Source organism: Paenibacillus sp. Z3-2, from assembly GCF_054161325.1.
The window spans coordinates 2,307,476-2,324,383 of the sequence record NZ_CP096397.1 but is presented as its reverse complement, the minus strand read 5'-3'; the positions used below and the strand labels follow the sequence as shown (position 1 = coordinate 2,324,383).

At 44.0% G+C, this 16,908-nt stretch carries 13 protein-coding genes; 1 reads left to right on the top strand and 12 read right to left on the bottom strand.

What is annotated here, in order from left to right:
• Window positions 1–119 precede the first annotated feature (119 nt).
• From hslU to M1D71_RS10375, 8 genes are all read right to left on the bottom strand, one after another.
• Window positions 120–1,520 carry an ATP-dependent protease ATPase subunit HslU gene (gene hslU / locus M1D71_RS10410; protein ID WP_062833787.1) on the bottom strand — a complete coding sequence of 467 codons (1,401 nt, stop codon included), beginning with the start codon at window positions 1,518–1,520 and terminating at the stop codon, window positions 120–122.
• Window positions 1,521–1,636: 116 nt separating this feature from the next.
• Window positions 1,637–2,179, bottom strand: a complete 543-nt coding sequence (gene hslV / locus M1D71_RS10405; RefSeq protein WP_062326042.1) for an ATP-dependent protease subunit HslV — start codon at window positions 2,177–2,179, stop codon at window positions 1,637–1,639.
• Window positions 2,180–2,205: 26 nt separating this feature from the next.
• Window positions 2,206–3,543: an FADH(2)-oxidizing methylenetetrahydrofolate--tRNA-(uracil(54)-C(5))-methyltransferase TrmFO gene (gene trmFO / locus M1D71_RS10400; protein ID WP_145318937.1), complete on the bottom strand. Its 1,338-nt coding sequence runs from the start codon at window positions 3,541–3,543 to the stop codon at window positions 2,206–2,208.
• A 57-nt stretch (window positions 3,544–3,600) separates the two neighbouring features.
• A complete protein-coding gene (gene topA / locus M1D71_RS10395) occupies window positions 3,601–5,700 on the bottom strand; it encodes a type I DNA topoisomerase (RefSeq protein WP_458126371.1) in 2,100 nt (699 codons plus the stop codon).
• Window positions 5,701–5,816: 116 nt separating this feature from the next.
• Window positions 5,817–6,947 carry a DNA-processing protein DprA gene (gene dprA, locus M1D71_RS10390; protein ID WP_458126370.1) on the bottom strand — a complete coding sequence of 377 codons (1,131 nt, stop codon included), beginning with the start codon at window positions 6,945–6,947 and terminating at the stop codon, window positions 5,817–5,819.
• A 244-nt stretch (window positions 6,948–7,191) separates the two neighbouring features.
• On the bottom strand, window positions 7,192–8,121 hold the full coding sequence (sucD, locus tag M1D71_RS10385; protein ID WP_074094556.1) for a succinate--CoA ligase subunit alpha: 930 nt from the start codon (window positions 8,119–8,121) through the stop codon (window positions 7,192–7,194).
• A 63-nt stretch (window positions 8,122–8,184) separates the two neighbouring features.
• On the bottom strand, window positions 8,185–9,345 hold the full coding sequence (gene sucC / locus M1D71_RS10380) for an ADP-forming succinate--CoA ligase subunit beta (protein WP_433752748.1): 1,161 nt from the start codon (window positions 9,343–9,345) through the stop codon (window positions 8,185–8,187).
• Window positions 9,346–9,589: 244 nt separating this feature from the next.
• A complete protein-coding gene (locus M1D71_RS10375) occupies window positions 9,590–10,045 on the bottom strand; it encodes a MarR family winged helix-turn-helix transcriptional regulator (protein ID WP_145318947.1) in 456 nt (151 codons plus the stop codon).
• 478 nt (window positions 10,046–10,523) lie between these two features.
• Between M1D71_RS10375 and M1D71_RS10370 the strand changes: the two genes are divergently transcribed.
• Window positions 10,524–12,131, top strand: coding sequence for a YifB family Mg chelatase-like AAA ATPase (locus M1D71_RS10370; RefSeq protein ID WP_458126369.1), 1,608 nt, complete (start codon window positions 10,524–10,526; stop codon window positions 12,129–12,131).
• Between the two features lie 235 nt (window positions 12,132–12,366).
• Here the strand turns inward: M1D71_RS10370 and M1D71_RS10365 are convergent, their stop codons facing one another.
• The 4 genes from M1D71_RS10365 to M1D71_RS10350 form a co-directional block, all read right to left on the bottom strand.
• Window positions 12,367–12,918 carry a nitroreductase family protein gene (locus tag M1D71_RS10365; protein ID WP_458126368.1) on the bottom strand — a complete coding sequence of 184 codons (552 nt, stop codon included), beginning with the start codon at window positions 12,916–12,918 and terminating at the stop codon, window positions 12,367–12,369.
• Window positions 12,919–13,209: 291 nt separating this feature from the next.
• A complete protein-coding gene (locus M1D71_RS10360; RefSeq protein ID WP_458126367.1) occupies window positions 13,210–14,430 on the bottom strand; it encodes a carboxypeptidase-like regulatory domain-containing protein in 1,221 nt (406 codons plus the stop codon).
• 842 nt (window positions 14,431–15,272) lie between these two features.
• A complete protein-coding gene (locus tag M1D71_RS10355) occupies window positions 15,273–16,463 on the bottom strand; it encodes a carboxypeptidase-like regulatory domain-containing protein (protein ID WP_458126366.1) in 1,191 nt (396 codons plus the stop codon).
• A 51-nt stretch (window positions 16,464–16,514) separates the two neighbouring features.
• Window positions 16,515–16,616, bottom strand: a complete 102-nt coding sequence (locus M1D71_RS10350; protein ID WP_458126365.1) for a hypothetical protein — start codon at window positions 16,614–16,616, stop codon at window positions 16,515–16,517.
• Window positions 16,617–16,908: the final 292 nt, after the last annotated feature.

Genomic DNA, 16,908 nt, shown 5'->3' with positions numbered 1-16,908 from the left:
ATCTTTTGCGATTCGTCTAAGGAATGACTATCCTTCGTCGATCTCGTAAGTGTTCTCTACTGTCCAGTGCATATCGTTCATTCATACGACCTTTTAGCGATTACATTGTCAGCCCTATGTTACAGAATATACTGACTCAAATCACGATCAAGTGCAATATCATTCAATTTTTCACGGACATACTCAGGAGTAATTACCATACGTTCCAATGTAAGCTCAGGTGCCTCAAAGGATAAATCCTCCAAAAGCTTTTCGAGAATCGTATGCAATCGACGTGCGCCTATATTTTCTGTATTCTGATTGACGGATTCAGCCAATTTGGCTATTTCACGAATGGCGTCATCCGAGAACTCGATTTCAATATTTTCGGTGCGCAGCAGATCAACGTACTGCTTCGTCAGTGCATTTTGAGGCTCAGTCAGAATGGATACAAACTCTTCCAGCGTAAGACTACTTAGTTCCACACGAATTGGGAAGCGCCCCTGAAGCTCAGGAATCAGATCAGAGGGTTTGGCGACGTGGAATGCGCCAGCTGCCATAAACAGAATATAATCCGTTTTGACAGGACCATACTTCGTCATTACTGTAGAGCCCTCTACGATAGGCAGAATGTCACGTTGCACACCCTCACGGGATACATCAGGACCACTACCGCGCCCTTGACTGGCGACCTTGTCAATTTCATCTATGAAAATGATACCTGTCTGCTCTGCTCGACGAATGGACTCTTGTGTAACATCATCCATATCGATCAATTTGCCTGCTTCTTCCTGGATCAACACTTTGCGCGCTTCTTTGATGGCGAGCTTACGCTTTTTCGTACGACGAGGTAAGAGGCTGCCAAACATCTCCTGCATGTTCATGCCCATCTGATCATTACCTTGTCCAGCAAACATGTCCATCATGTTAGGCGCAGTGTCCTCCACATCAATTTCAATAATGTCATCCTCCAACTTGCCGGACAACAGATCGAACTTGATCTTACGGCGGCGTTCAGCAACCCCAGTATCCGGTTCTGGCTCATCCTGTTCCTGAACGTTGTTGCCATTATTACCAAAGATCATCTCAAAGGGATTCCGCTGATTCTTGGACTTGGACTGTGAGGGAGCCAGAATATGTACAATTCGTTCATTGGCAGCTTCTTCAGCTTTGTCCTTCACTTTTTCAGTCCGCTCCAGTTTTACCATCCGCAGTGATGTTTCAATCAGATCACGCACCATCGATTCAACGTCACGGCCAACATAGCCTACTTCAGTGAATTTGGTTGCTTCCACTTTTACGAATGGTGCTCCTACCAGTTTAGCAAGGCGACGGGCAATTTCCGTTTTACCTACACCGGTAGGTCCAATCATTAGAATATTTTTAGGTACAATATCGTCCTGCGTATGCTCAGGCAAAAGACTACGCCGATAACGATTGCGAAGGGCTACCGCTACCGATTTTTTGGCTTTCTTTTGACCTACAATATACTTGTCAAGCTCTGCAACAATCTGTCTCGGTGTTAACGCTTGAGTATTCATATTGCTTCCCTCCTACCAGTATGCTGAAGTTATTTTACCGTACAAGGACAAAGAATCCCCTAGACGTCCTGGAGCAGATTGCATAATCATGCTCCACTACGGGAGATTTCTTCGGCCTATAACTCTTCTACAATAATATTGTTGTTGGTATACACACAAAGCTCCGAGGCAATCTGAAGCGATTCGCGCGCAATGTCCTTCGCTTCGAGATTCACCGCATGACGTTTCAATGCACGTGCAGCAGATAAGGCAAAGTTGCCACCTGATCCGATAGCGATAACGTCATCATCAGGCTCAATAATTTCGCCGCCACCTGAGATGAGCAGCATGCCTGTTTTGTCCATCACAATCAATAGCGCCTCAAGCTTGCGCAAGATCCGATCCTGACGCCAATCCTTGGCAAGCTCTACAGCAGCACGCTGCAGGTTACCATGGTGCTCCTCCAGCTTGCCTTCGAATTTCTCAAACAAGGTAATGGCATCCGCCACAGAACCGGCAAATCCGGCAACAACCTGTCCACGGTACAATCGTCTTACCTTCTTGGCTGTATTCTTCATCACGACGCTCTGCCCCATGGTCACCTGACCATCTCCAGCAATTGCCGCCTTACCATTATGACGAACAGCACAGATCGTTGTAGCATGAAATGACATATCCATGATATCAGCCTCCTCCCACGAATAATTTATACGCGTTCCGGAACAGTTAGACCTTCTGCCGCAGCAAAACTAGTGATACCATCCAGTGCACGCTGTGCAAGAGCTTCATTTTTTTCCTTTTTGTTACGGATTTTCGTTTCCAGCTTCGGCAACAAACCAAAGTTTGCGTTCATTGGCTGGAAGTGTTTGAAGTCAGCTGTTGTAATATACTGAGCCATACTGCCCAGTGTTGTTTCAACCGGTAATACTACCAGCTCTTGCCCAAGAGCTGCTTTGGCTGCGTTCATACCGGCAATAAGCCCCGATGCAGCAGATTCTACATATCCTTCAACACCCGTCATCTGACCTGCAAAGAACAGGTTTGGACGCTCTTTAAACTGATACGTCGGACGAAGCAGTTTAGGGGAATTAATAAATGTATTACGGTGCATTACGCCATAACGAACGAACTCTGCATTTTCAAGTCCAGGAATAAGGGAAAAGACTCGTTTCTGTTCTCCCCATTTCAGATGCGTCTGGAAGCCAACCAGGTTATACAAGGTTCCCGCTGCGTTGTCCTGTCTAAGCTGTACAACAGCATGTGGCAACTCTCCTGTATGCGGGTTAACCAGACCTACCGGTTTCATAGGACCAAACAGAGCCGTCTGTTTCCCACGTTTCATCATCACTTCGATTGGCATACAGCCTTCAAAGTAGATTTCTTTCTCAAACTCTTTTAATTGAGCAACCTCAGCAGTAATGAGAGCTTCATAAAAGACATCAAACTCTTCTTCTGTCATCGGACAGTTCAGATATGCTGCTTCGCCCTTGTCATAACGGGAGGCCAGATATACCTTGTTCATATCAATTGAATCTTTTTCAATGATCGGTGCTGCTGCATCATAGAAGTAGAAATATTCTTCACCCATTAGTGCCTTGATTTGCTCAGACAATGCCGGTGAAGTCAGCGGACCCGTTGCCACAACAACGATGCCATCTTCCGGCAGGGAAGTCAGTTCTTCATTCACCACTTCGATGAGTGGATGCTGGTGCAACGTAGACGTAATCTCACCTGAGAAGCCATCCCGGTCCACAGCAAGTGCTCCACCTGCTGGAACTGCATGCTTGTCTGCTGCAGACAGTACGAGAGAATTGAGCATCCTCATTTCTTCTTTTAACACACCTACTGCATTCGTCAACCCGTTCGCACGCAACGAGTTGCTACATACCAGTTCAGCAAATTTATCTGTATGATGAGCTGGTGTTTTCACCACAGGTCTCATCTCATATAATTTAACGCGTACGCCGCGACTTGCGATCTGCCAGGCAGCTTCTGTCCCTGCCAGCCCGGCACCAATAACCGTTACTTGTTGTTCATTTGTCAAAATCTTTTACCTCCATAAAACAATTTCATAACTCACTAAAATTGATTCACATATATACTATTCCGCTGATTCGTCATCCGGTTCATCCACCGGCTCCTGATGATCACATGATGTACACTGCAATCGTGCTCCCTTTTTGTTCCGCTTCTCAATCATTAAAGATCCGCAACTAGGACATGGTTTGGCTGAAGGTCTGTCCCATGAGACAAAATCACATTCAGGATATTTGTCACAACCGTAGAAAATACGTCCTTTTTTGCTGCGACGCTCAACAACATGACCTTCCTTACACTTCGGACAAGTTACGCCAATATCCTTGATAATCGGTTTGGTATTCCGGCAATCAGGGAAGCCAGAGCAAGCAAGAAACTTGCCAAAACGTCCGAGTTTATAAACAAGCGGTTTGCCGCACTTCTCACAGATCTCATCCGATACTTCGTCTTCAATCTCGATTTCTTTCATTTCTTCTTCCGCAAACTCAAGGCGTTTCTCAAAAGATTCATAGAATTCTGCGAGTACTTTGACCCAATCCTCCGAACCTTCCTCCACATGGTCAAGATCACCTTCCATGTTCGCGGTAAACTCTACATTCAGGATTTCCGGGAAAAACTCTTCCATCTGTTCGATGACCAGTTCACCCAGCTCGGTCGGCATGAATTTCTTTTCCTCAATTGCAACATATCCGCGCTTCTGAATAGTCTCCAGTGTTGGCGCATATGTACTCGGACGCCCTATACCCAGTTCCTCAAGTGTCTTAACCAGCCTAGCCTCCGTATATCGTGGTGGCGGTTGGGTAAAATGCTGTTTCGGCTCGATCTCCTGCTTATCAAGCACATCTCCACTTTTCAGCGGAGGCAGCAGGCGATCTTCTTCGGTTGTACCATCGTCGTTTCCTTCAACGTACACCTTCATGAAACCTTGGAATCGAACCTTCGAACCTGCTGCACGGAAAATCGTGTCCCCCGCAGCAATATCTACAGAGAGCGTATCCAGGATAGCTGAAGACATTTGGCTCGCTACAAAACGTTCCCATATCAGTTTATACAACCGGAACTGATCGCGACTCATGAATGATTTGATTGAATCAGGATCACGCAGGATTGAAGTCGGACGAATCGCTTCATGCGCATCCTGAGCATTAGTTGCTTTTTTGGAATAGTTTCGTGGTGTCTCGGGTGCAAATGGCTCACCATACTTACCAACGATATATTCTTTGGCTTCCTCTTGTGCAGATGCCGCAATTCGTGTGGAGTCTGTACGCATATACGTGATGAGACCTACTGTGCCTTCTTTTCCAAGGTCTACACCTTCGTACAGTTGTTGTGCGACCGACATCGTCTTGGAAGCTCTGAAATTCAATTTACGTGCTGCTTCCTGTTGCAAAGAACTTGTCGTAAACGGTGCGGAAGGGTTCCGACTCCGTTCCTTCTCTTTGACTTCCTTGATCGTAAAGTCCGCATCTTCGATCTGTTTCAGGATCGCTTGTACTTCGGCTTCACTGCCCAGTTCTGTTTTGGCACCGTTCAGTTTATGAAACTTGGCTTCAAACGGATTGCCGTCTGCTGTCAGTTTCGCGGTAATGCTCCAGTATTCTTCCGGTTCAAAATCATCAATTTCATTTTCACGATCTATAATGATTTTGACAGCCACGGATTGAACCCGGCCTGCCGACAAGCCTTTTTTCACTTTTTTCCATAATAATGGACTAATCTTATATCCAACGAGTCGATCCAGAATACGTCTTGCCTGCTGCGCGTTGACCAAATCCATATTGATTTTCCGCGGCGTTTTGAACGCATCTTTGACCGCCTGTTTTGTAATTTCATTAAATACAACCCGGCAATCTGCCGTATCGTCCAATTCAAGGGCATGGGCCAAATGCCATGCGATAGCCTCGCCTTCGCGATCCGGGTCAGCTGCGAGATACACTTTTTTCACTTTCTTTCGTGCATCCTTCAGTTCTTTCAAAATTGAACCTTTGCCGCGGATCGTAATATATTTCGGATTAAAATCATTCTCCACCTCAACGCCGATCTGACTCTTTGGCAAATCGCGAACATGTCCCATCGAAGCTTTCACGATGAACTTGCTGCCTAAATATTTGCCTATCGTCTTCGCCTTTGAGGGCGACTCCACGATTACGAGTGCATCCGCCATAGGTTCATCCTCCTCTCAGTCATGAAACTGTCATGAAACTGTTTCTGTAAGCTTATGCATAGTTAATAACTTCTGCTAATTATATATTTCCACACACTGCGTAGGTTGAAGCATCGTCATACCCTCGCGTATTTAGTGCCTGGTAATTGGCTAATCTGCTTTTTTATGATTAAAGATAACAGAACTGAATGCAAATGTCCAAAATCCCAACCAAGCAGTTCAACCAGTTGATCCAATGATTGTTCTCCCTGTTCCAACAGATAAATCACGCGTTGTTCATCTGGAGAGAGCTTCACCTCAGTGAATATCCCTCGCCCGGAAGGTTCAGGTGTTTCTGTCGAACGTCCTCTATTGTAAGGAAGTTGTTCTGCATTTGGCAAGTCCAAACGATACTCTTCCAAAATGTCTGCTCCACAAGTCACCAATTTGGCACCTTGACGGATAAGGTTGTGTGCTCCCCGACTCTTCGGCGATGTAATAGGTCCAGGGACGGCAAATACATCCCTGCCTGCTTCAAGAGCAGCATCTGCTGTAATGAGTGAACCACTGCGAATGTCAGCCTCTACGACCAATGTTCCCAACGTTAGGCCGGCAATAATTCGATTCCGTTCCGGAAATAGTCCTTGACGGGCACGCGTACCGGGTGGATATTCCGATAAAAGCAAACCCGTCTCAGCGATTCTCTCGGCAAGGCTAGTATTTTCGGGTGGGTATATATTATCGATCCCTGTTCCGAATACGGCAATGGTTTTTCCTTTGGCACGTAATACTGCCTCATGACATACACTATCAATACCTCGGGCTAGCCCACTTACGATCGTCAGTCCTGCACTGCATAATTGCTCTGCAAGCTTCTCTCCAACTTTGCGCCCATACACGGTCGGCATACGAGTTCCCACCATTGCAATAGACGAGTTGTGTAGCAAACTAACATCCCCGCGAGCATACATTACCCAAGGAGGTTGAACGGTTTCCTTCATTAATATGGGATAATTCTGATCCAGATAAGTAATAACCTTTATCCCCTGATTGTAAACGTGTTCTCTTTTACTCTCTATCCAGTCGATAGTAAAATGACTAGTCAAACGTGCAGCCTGATCTTTGCGCAAGCCTGCTGCGACCCAGTCGCCTTCCCCATAATTCAAGAGATCGGGCAATTCATGTTGTCCCAGAATCAGTTTCGAGATTGTTTTCTTGCCAATACCCTCCATCTCATGCAAACCAAACAAGATCCATCTTTCTTCCATACCATATGCCTCCCAGAGCGGGAAGATATCTTCCCTCATATTGTGTGTTAAGTGACCACGGAATGCAAGCGTTTACGCAGATGAGGAACAATTCCTCTCCCTTTTCACGTTAAAAAAACGCAAAAAAGCAACCCTTCGCCCTGTTTAAGGACAAAAGGTTGCTTACCTTTTCCGTAACCATAATAGTCGGTCTACCAGAAATAGATCATTTCCGAGCCGTTTCTTCTATTATAACGAAAAAGAATTAATGTGTCGTGCACAAATTCAAAATACCACGTTCCTCAAGTACACTCACCAAAGTCGAACCCATCTCAGCAGGCGTTGGTGCAACTTTGATTCCACATGATTCCAGCTTCGCAATTTTCTCTTTGGCTGTACCTTTACCGCCAGAGATAATAGCGCCAGCATGGCCCATCCGTTTGCCTGGAGGCGCTGTAACGCCACCGATAAAGCCAACAACCGGTTTGGTCATGTTCTCACGTACCCAATCTGCAGCATCCTCTTCAGCAGTACCACCGATCTCACCAATCATAATGACCGCATGAGTCTGTGGGTCTTCATTGAACCGCTTCAGGATATCAATGAATTCGGAACCTTTTACAGGGTCTCCCCCGATTCCAACTGCAGAAGATTGTCCAATGCCACGAGTTGTCAGTTGATGAACGGCTTCATACGTTAGTGTACCACTACGCGAAACAACGCCCACATGCCCTGCCATATGGATATAACCAGGCATGATACCAATTTTACATTCGCCTGGTGTAATGACACCTGGACAGTTCGGTCCGATCAGGACGGTATCTTTACCTTCCATGAAGCGGTCAACCTTGATCATGTCTAGAACCGGAATACCTTCTGTAATACAGATTACGAGGTCCAGCTCTGCGTCAACAGCTTCCATAATGGAATCTGCTGCAAATGCCGGAGGAACGTAAATGACGCTCGCTGTTGCGCCTGTAGCTTCCTTCGCTTCCTGCACAGTGTTGAACACCGGCAGGCTGGCTACTGTACCGTCTTCCAGCGTGATATCCACATTGGTTCCGCCTTTACCCGGTGTAACTCCGCCTACCATCTGGGTTCCGTAGTCCAATGCGCCCTTCGTGTGGAACATTCCCGTTGAACCCGTAATGCCTTGCGTAATGACTTTTGTATTTTTATCAATCAAAATACTCACGTTGCTTCACATCCTTACGGTTATTTTTCAGTTCCCGGACAGCTCCGGTACTAAGGAATGAACTTATTTTACGAGGGCAACAATTTTCTGTGCACCATCGGCCATGGAATCGGCAGGAACAATATTCAGGCCAGATTCACCCAGAATACGTTTACCAAGCTCCACGTTAGTTCCTTCAAGACGAACAACCAGCGGTTTGGTCAGACCAAGCTGCTTCGCTGCTTCAACAACACCGTTGGCGATAACATCACAGCGCATAATGCCACCGAAAATGTTAACAAAGATCCCGGCTACTTTAGCATCAGACAAAATGATCTTAAATGCTTCAGTCACCTTCTCCGTTGTTGCACCGCCCCCTACGTCAAGGAAGTTGGCGGGGTCTCCACCGTAGTATTTGATAATGTCCATCGTCGCCATCGCAAGTCCCGCACCATTGACCATACAGCCGATGTTGCCATCAAGTGCTATGTAGCTGAGGTCGTATTTGGAAGCTTCGATTTCTTTTTCATCCTCTTCATCCAGGTCACGCAGTTCCAAAATGTCTTTGTGACGGAACAGGGCGTTGGAGTCAAAGTTCAACTTCGCGTCCAGTGCGATAACGTTTCCATCTCCGGTAACAACGAGAGGATTGATCTCGGCAATGGAGCAATCTTTTTCGACAAAAGCTGTGTACAACGCGAGCATGAACTTAACAGCTTTATTCACCAGTTCGTTAGGAATCTGAATGCTGTAAGCCAGTTTACGCGCCTGGAACACTTGCAACCCAATAGCAGGGTCAATGATTTCTTTGAAAATTTTCTCAGGTGTAGCTTCAGCTACTTCTTCAATCTCAGTACCGCCTTCTTCGGAAGCCATCATAACTACACGGCCTGTGGCACGGTCCACAACAACACCCACATAATACTCTTTGCGGATATCGCATCCTTCTTCAATCAGAAGACGTTTCACTTCTTTACCTTCTGGTCCAGTCTGGTGTGTCACCAATACTTTACCGAGAATTTCGGAAGCATAGGCACGAACTTCTTCCGTGCTCTTCGCCACTTTTACACCGCCGGCTTTACCCCGGCCACCTGCGTGAATTTGCGCTTTAACTACAGTCACCGGACTGCCCAGTGCCTCTGCGGCCGCAACCGCTTCATCGACTGTATAAGCAACCTTTCCATTTGGAACGGTAACTCCATACTGTTTCAGTACTTCTTTTCCTTGATATTCATGGATATTCATTCTCGAATCCTCCTATCAACATGACTGCAACAAGGCGGGTTGGTAGACTAACAAAAGACAAATGTTGACTATTTTCACTTAAACCCAATTCATTGTAACACGTTTTTAAAACGCTTTCCTTAAAAAATTAATGGTTAATAGACAGTATTTTGATATGAGTATGATCCCATATTGTGAATGTTTGGGTATATATGGAAAAAACCTCAGCTAAAAGCCAAGGTTTCTACGATGCAAAGTTACATTATTATTTTTTGGCAGCGTTAGTATTAGTTTCGTGGACTTTTTCCAGTAATCCTTTGAACTGACCCAGCAAAGCTTCAAACTCGGTGCTATTCAAACACGCGTCTCCCTGGATGGATGCAGGTATGGACAATGCCTTATTTCGCAGCTCACGACCGGAGTCGGTTAGTGTAATTAATACTTTTCGTTCATCCTGAGCCGAGCGTTCGCGATTAATATGTCCTGCTGACTGCAAACGTTTGAGAAGTGGTGTCAATGTTCCCGAATCAAGGTATAGCGCCTCCCCGATCTCCTTAACCGTGCATTCTTCACGTTCCCACAATACCATCAGAACCAGATACTGTGAATACGTTACGCCGAGCACCTCCAGATAAGGCTGGTACATCTTCGTAATCTCACGTGAACAAGCATATATGGCAAAGCATAATTGGTTATCCAGCTTCAAACTGTCAGTCTGCATATGTCTTTCTCACCTGCCTATTGTGCATTCTATTCCTTATAACACAGGAACTATAAATCTATATTATCACAAAATAGAAAAAAAACAGAATAATTGAGCACAAATGATTTTACCTTTCTATTTAATTATGTTAAATTAGATTGTATACAATACATTTTGGTACGGATAGACATTACTACTTACTCAGGATGCAATAGCAATAATCAAAAGATCCATTGAATAGATTTACGCTTCACATGTCAAAATCTCTTAACCATAATGCAAGTTTATACGATGCCATTCTCACAAAAGTTACTAACTGATTTCCTTTATTAAAATAAAAATTCAGGGATCATACATAATTTCTACATCGATAATGACAGGTTGACTGCATGATTCCTTTTATATAAAATGCTTATTAGAAGCTGAGGAAGCACCTTAATTCGTAGACTGGCCCGTATTATGCGGAGTCAAGAATCGAGTGAGGTGTTTCTTTGTTATGTACGGGAAATTGCACAGTGCGTGTTTGTATGGAATTGATGGCGTTCTAATCGAGGTGGAAACGGATCTATCCAATGGTCTGCCACAGACGTCTATCATCGGGTTACCGGATTCAGCCATTCGTGAGGCCGTAGAACGTGTTCGTGCTGCTATTAAAAACTGTGGATATCAGTATCCTTTACAGCGGATTACAATCAACCTGGCCCCCGCTGATCTGCGCAAGGAGGGATCTTCCTTTGATCTCGCCATTGCCATTGGATTACTTATGACAAGCGGCCAGCTTGTACTTCCTCCCCATGAACGGACATTAGTGGTTGGCGAACTGGCATTGGACGGTTCGATCAGGTCAGTGCCAGGCATTTTATCCATGGTGGATTTGGCCAAACGACAAGGCTTTACGTCCGTTCTCCTTCCTTTGGATAACGTAGAGGAAGCGTCTCTGATTCGAGGTATTCAGGTATTTGGTGTTCGTCATTTACAGGATATCGCGCCGGAAAATTCAGATCAATCTACTCTGGTTGGAATATCAAATAAAGCCAATGCAGGACCAATTGTGTTAAAAGACTATGCTCACCTCACTGCTTCTATAACAGATAGGTCACAGAGGATGCAAGATAAAAGGCCAGGACAGACTTCGTTATTTACAGATGACTACAGTGATGTTCTCGGGCAGCACCATGTAAAACGCGCGCTTATGATTGCTGCAGCTGGCATGCATAATATATTGCTCGTTGGGCCACCGGGCACGGGTAAAACGATGTTAATCAAACGATTGCCTACCATCCTTCCCCCTTTGTCAGAAGATGAAGCGCTGGAAGTAACCAAAGTATTAAGTGCTGCAGGCAAATTGAAAGAAGCGCCACAAGGCCTGATTGCAGACAGACCTTTTCGCTCCCCGCATCACACGATATCTACCTCTGGTCTGATTGGAGGCGGCGGTATCCCGAAACCGGGTGAAGTGAGTCTTGCTCACCGAGGCATACTCTTTCTGGATGAATTACCTGAGTTCCAGCGCCAAGTGCTGGAGGTATTAAGACAGCCATTAGAGGATCGTACAGTGACGATTAGCCGGGCGCGGGCCGCATTCACCTTCCCCGCCCAGTTCATGCTGGCATGTTCCATGAATCCCTGTCCCTGCGGGTATCTGTCTGCTCATTCAGAGGAGCAGCGCTGCATATGTAGCCCTGCTCGTGTTGCAGCGTATCGAGCCAAAATTTCAGGACCATTACTGGACCGTATCGATCTTCAGGTTGAGGTTCCTCCGCCAGGCGAGTGGCGCAAGTCTGCAGCTTCACCTTCCTCTGCGGAAATGCAGAGAAAAGTCATTCATGCTCATCAAATTCAGGCTGCACGTTATGCTCAAAGTTCGGTTCGTTGGAATAGCCAGCTTTCGGGCAAGCTTTTGCGACGTTCAATCCAACTCCCTCAAGAGGCAGAGCAACTGTTAGAGCAAACACTGCAAACGTTGAACCTGAGCATGCGTGCACATGATCGCATTATCAAGATGGCACAGACGATTGCCGATCTGGATCATGATGGTGAAATCGTGACAGCTCATGTAGCTGAAGCTATACAGTATCGTCAACTGGATCTTAATTTATTTTGAAGCTGGAGGAAGAACAGTCCAGCTTGCCGAAAGGCAGTGAAATACGCACAAACCTGTAGACATCAGATTAAAAGTCGAGAAGGATGTAAGGATATTTCATGCAGATTCTACAGACATACACACCAACATGGCAAAAAAAACGTACAAGCCCTTCTCTTCTGTGAAGAAAGGTACTTGTACGTAGATTTTCCTGAAACATATAGAACTCTTGTGCAGCTGCATTTTACAATATTTATTATTCGAAAAGAGTGAGTTTGTCCTTGGCTGGTGTGCGTTCTTTGGCAGAAGGAATAACATCGGGGTATCCCATATAAATCATGCCTACAATCTTCTCACCCGCCTCTATTCCAAGAGGTTTGCGGAATTTGGGAGCGTACAAGAATGGCTTGGTCACCCAGAACGTCCCTATGTCTTCACTCCACGCTGCAAGCATAAAGTTCTGAACCAACGCACTTACCGCAGCGAAGTCTTCGTCCCATACATTCTGTCTTGGATCTTCCTCCAGAACAACAAGCATAACGGATGGAACCTGCAAAATATTGGCTGAGAATTTGTTGTCTTCTCCCATTTCTGCATCAATAGCCTCGGCCAGTTTCTTCCGCCCATTCCCGCTAAACAACAAAAATCTCCATGGTTCGCGCAATTTATGGTTAGGAGCCCAGACTGCTGTATCCAGCAACTCTATAATCTGCTGTGTAGGAACAGCTTCTTTTTTGAATTTTTTCACCGTGCGACGATTTTGAATCGCATTTCTGACTTCATTCGTTGTTTTCGTAGCTTTACTCATCGGCCGTACCTCCCTAGTTATAAAATCATTTGCAACCGCATTAGTGATTCGTGGCCTAGTACAATGTATTGGTAATAAATCAAAAGACACAACGATTACATTCTTGATTATACACTCTTCTGTTCAGAAGATTCAAAGACAGGATAATTGCTGATAACACTTCAGTCGTATGTATATAGGAAAATCGGAAAAACGACTCCGATACCTGATTCACCAAGGGCGATCACCCAGTCGGAGCCGTCTAATTAAATTAGAATCTTATAAAATACAGAATATCACATCAATGATGAATCAATATGAACCTGCTCCTTCAAATGTACCTTTAACAAAGTCCATTTTATTGTACTTCTCCTGGTTACCTGCAACATCTGTACTAAAGTATTCAACTAACTTGACATCAGGGGCATAAAACTTGACGGGTCCTTCATAGTTATTCCATTTCCCCCCATTGATTCGATATTCTGTTACCTTTATGCCTGACCCGTTTACTTCGTCCGAAGCCTGAAGTATGAATGTAAACCCTTTAATGTATGTCTTTCCATTTAAGGTGTCTGTAATCGGAACTAATCTGTACTTGGTTACTGGTGGGGTTCTGTCGGTATCACTAATAAGTACGATATCATATGAATTTCGATCTCCATGAACCAAATCGACACTCAAGTTATACTTGATATATCCCGTAGCTTCAGCGCTGAGAGTTCTGTTCGTTGTAGATACACGCTTAATAAAATAATTGCCCTGAGCGTCTGTTATTGCCGAACCTCCGACATTAACTTTAGCTCCAATTACTGGATTGCCTGCCTCATCTACAACCTTTCCCCGTACGTGTGCTGCTTCTGTCAAAACAACATCCCATTTTATGGTTTCTCCCGCCCAAAGTTCTAACCGATCTTGTTCATAAATCATATAATCTGCAGAATCTACCTTGATTGCAATGTTTGGATATTCAAAATCAATGCCTGTTACCATATATATGCCTCTTTGATTTGTTTTTACGGGCTTGCCGTACAAAGCGGTTACTGAAACTAACGCGTCAGCCACAGGCTTTCCTTCCTTATCTGTGACTGTGCCCACAATTGTTGATGGTTCATAAATATAAAAATTAATGGTTCTTACTTTGTCCGCTTCTAAAGACTCACTACCTCTATGATTGTATAACAGATAACCTTCTGCCTCTACAGTAAAATCCATTGTGAAATAATCTTTTGAGTTGGGGAGTACCACGTCAATACGATAATTTCCATTTTCATCACTTACTACACTCCCAGACTGTTGTTCAGCACCATCACCATAATGATGTAATTCATACGATATCTTTGCATTTTTCACATTCATTCCTTCACTTATAACTTTTCCTACAAAACCAGAGGGCCGACTCTGGTCACGACTCGATAACTTAAAAGTATCGTTTTCTTTGGCTGCACTGACAGTTCCAGTGTGCATTACACTAAACAAAACAGAAACTAAAAAAAACACTATAAAACGAGCTATCCATGGGGAACGAATAGACATAACTAAAACCTCTCCTCATCCAAATTAGTTAGTAAGATTGTTTAATTCTTTAATTCGTTCTTTTTCTAGCTCACAAGTAATTCAAGCTTCCAAAATTATCCATCCCAAACATATTGCCAAATACCCTGCCCACCATTCATGTTCTGGCTAACATCCAGTACTTCCATCCGAGGACACTCCCAGACTCTTACTGTGTTGTTCGAAGTATTCTGAAGCTCTTCCATACATCCCACCAACCTCTCTTTAATTTTTCTACGTTCTTATTTTATTATAAATGATACAATTTGTATCTTAAATTCTGAAATAGACTGATTTTATTTTGTTGCTATATGATTAGTTTTGTGCTTTCTTTAGTTGAATCAAAAAAAAAGCCGCCGTTCCTGTGTAGAGAGGAACGGCGGCTTTAGATCCGACTGCTTACAAAACAAAATTGGATGCATGAAAAAACACAATTAAACTTGTACTTTGAGAAGAGCTATAGAGTCACACCGAAAAGATACGTTTCGTAACTTTCAATACATTAAAAATTTTAGCGTACACCTTAAAATGCATTAACAATATGATTTACCGAGACAATCTCTCCCGCTTGATCAAGCATCACGGCAATTACATCAAAACGGATCTGAAATTCCTTTATGAAATAAAAAAATAAATTCCAGTTTACCTTCTTGATTATACACCCATCTGATCACGAGATTCAAAGGGGCGGCAGAGGTCATTACCGTTAAGGTCATTACGAATAGAAAAGACGACTCTGAATCTTGATTCACCACGAGGGATCATCAAGCCAGAGCCGTCTTTTATTCTCATGTTATACATTCACATATCATATCAACGAGTAATCAATCATCGTAACTATCCCCTTCAAACGTGCCATTCCCTTCAAATGTGCCATTAACAAAGTCCATTTTATTGTACTTCTCCTGGTTACCTGCAACATCTGTACTATAGTACTCTACCACCTTGACATCAGGGGCATAAAACTTGACGGGCCCTTCATACATCTTCCATGCTCCCCCATTAATTCGATATTGTGTTGTCTTCACACCTGAACCTTTAAGTTCGTCTGTTGCCTGGAGTCTGAATGTAAATCCCTTGATGTATAGCTTCCCATTAACTGTATCTGTTATAGGAACTAATCTGTATTTGGTTACAGGTGGGGTAATGTCCGCATCCGTCTTAAGTACGATATTAAACGTATTATGATCTCCTTGTACGAGAGTAACGCTCAGGCTCGATTTTAAATACCCTGCTGCTTCCCCCGTTATCGTTCTGGCCCCTGTTGGTACGCGCTTTATAAAATAATCGCCTTGAGCATCTGTCGTTGCCGAACCGCCAGCATAAACTTTAGCACCAGTTATCGAATTGCCCGCTTCATCTATTACTTTTCCCCGCACGTGTGCCGCCTCTGCCAAAACAACATCCTTTCTCAAGGTTCCCCCCTCCCGGACACCCAAGCGATCCTGTTCATATAGCATATAATCATCGGCATCTACCCATATTGCAATGTTCGGATTATAGGCGTAATCAATTCCTGTAACCGCATATCGACCTTGCTGATCAGTTTTCACTATACGATCAAAGACACTTGTTACTTTTATACGAGCATCTGGAACAGGTCTGCCTGCCTGATCTTTGACTGTTCCTACAATCGTGGAAGGTTCATAAATATGAAAATCAAGCTGTTTTTGCTCTCCACCCCTTAAACTATAGTAAGTGTGATGTCGATACGGCACATACCCCTCTGCTTCAACTGAAAAGGTAAATACAGTATAGTTCTCAACGGATTCAATAATACGATAATTCCCACTCTCATCTGTCTCCACGCTGTGTTCCTTTTTCCCATAATCAAGCCAATACTTGACTGTGGCGTCCTTGACAGGCAATCCCTGACGATCAATCACTTTACCTGACACACTAACCGCATTGTCAGATTCAGCAGCATAAGAAACTCCAGAATACATGATTCCATACAAAATGAAACATAAAGATAGTGCACTTAGTCGAATCATCCATTTGATACTTGTATGCATCTTCTCACTACACCTCACCATTTATTTTTTTAATGGATCAAATCCCCCTCTTTAACTGACCATAAGTTCAAGCTTCCAGAAATCCCCGTCCCAGACATATTGCCAAATTCCCTGCCCGCCGTTCATGGTCTGGCTGATATCCAGTACTTCCATCCGAGGACACTCCCATACTCTTTTCACTGCGTTGTTCGAAGTAGTATTCTGAAGCTCTTCCATACATCCCACCAACCTCTCTTTTTATTTCAACATTTTTATTTTAATACAAATGATACATTTTGTATCTAATATTTTTTTTGAAATATGATGACATAGATATTAACTTATCCTTTTTGTGTTTGAACTCTATTTTCCCTAAACAAAAAAACCGCATATCCTTTGAACAAAGGAAGTGCGGCTTCAATTACACCTATTTACAAACAAAAAGGATTCTCTGAAACATATAAGA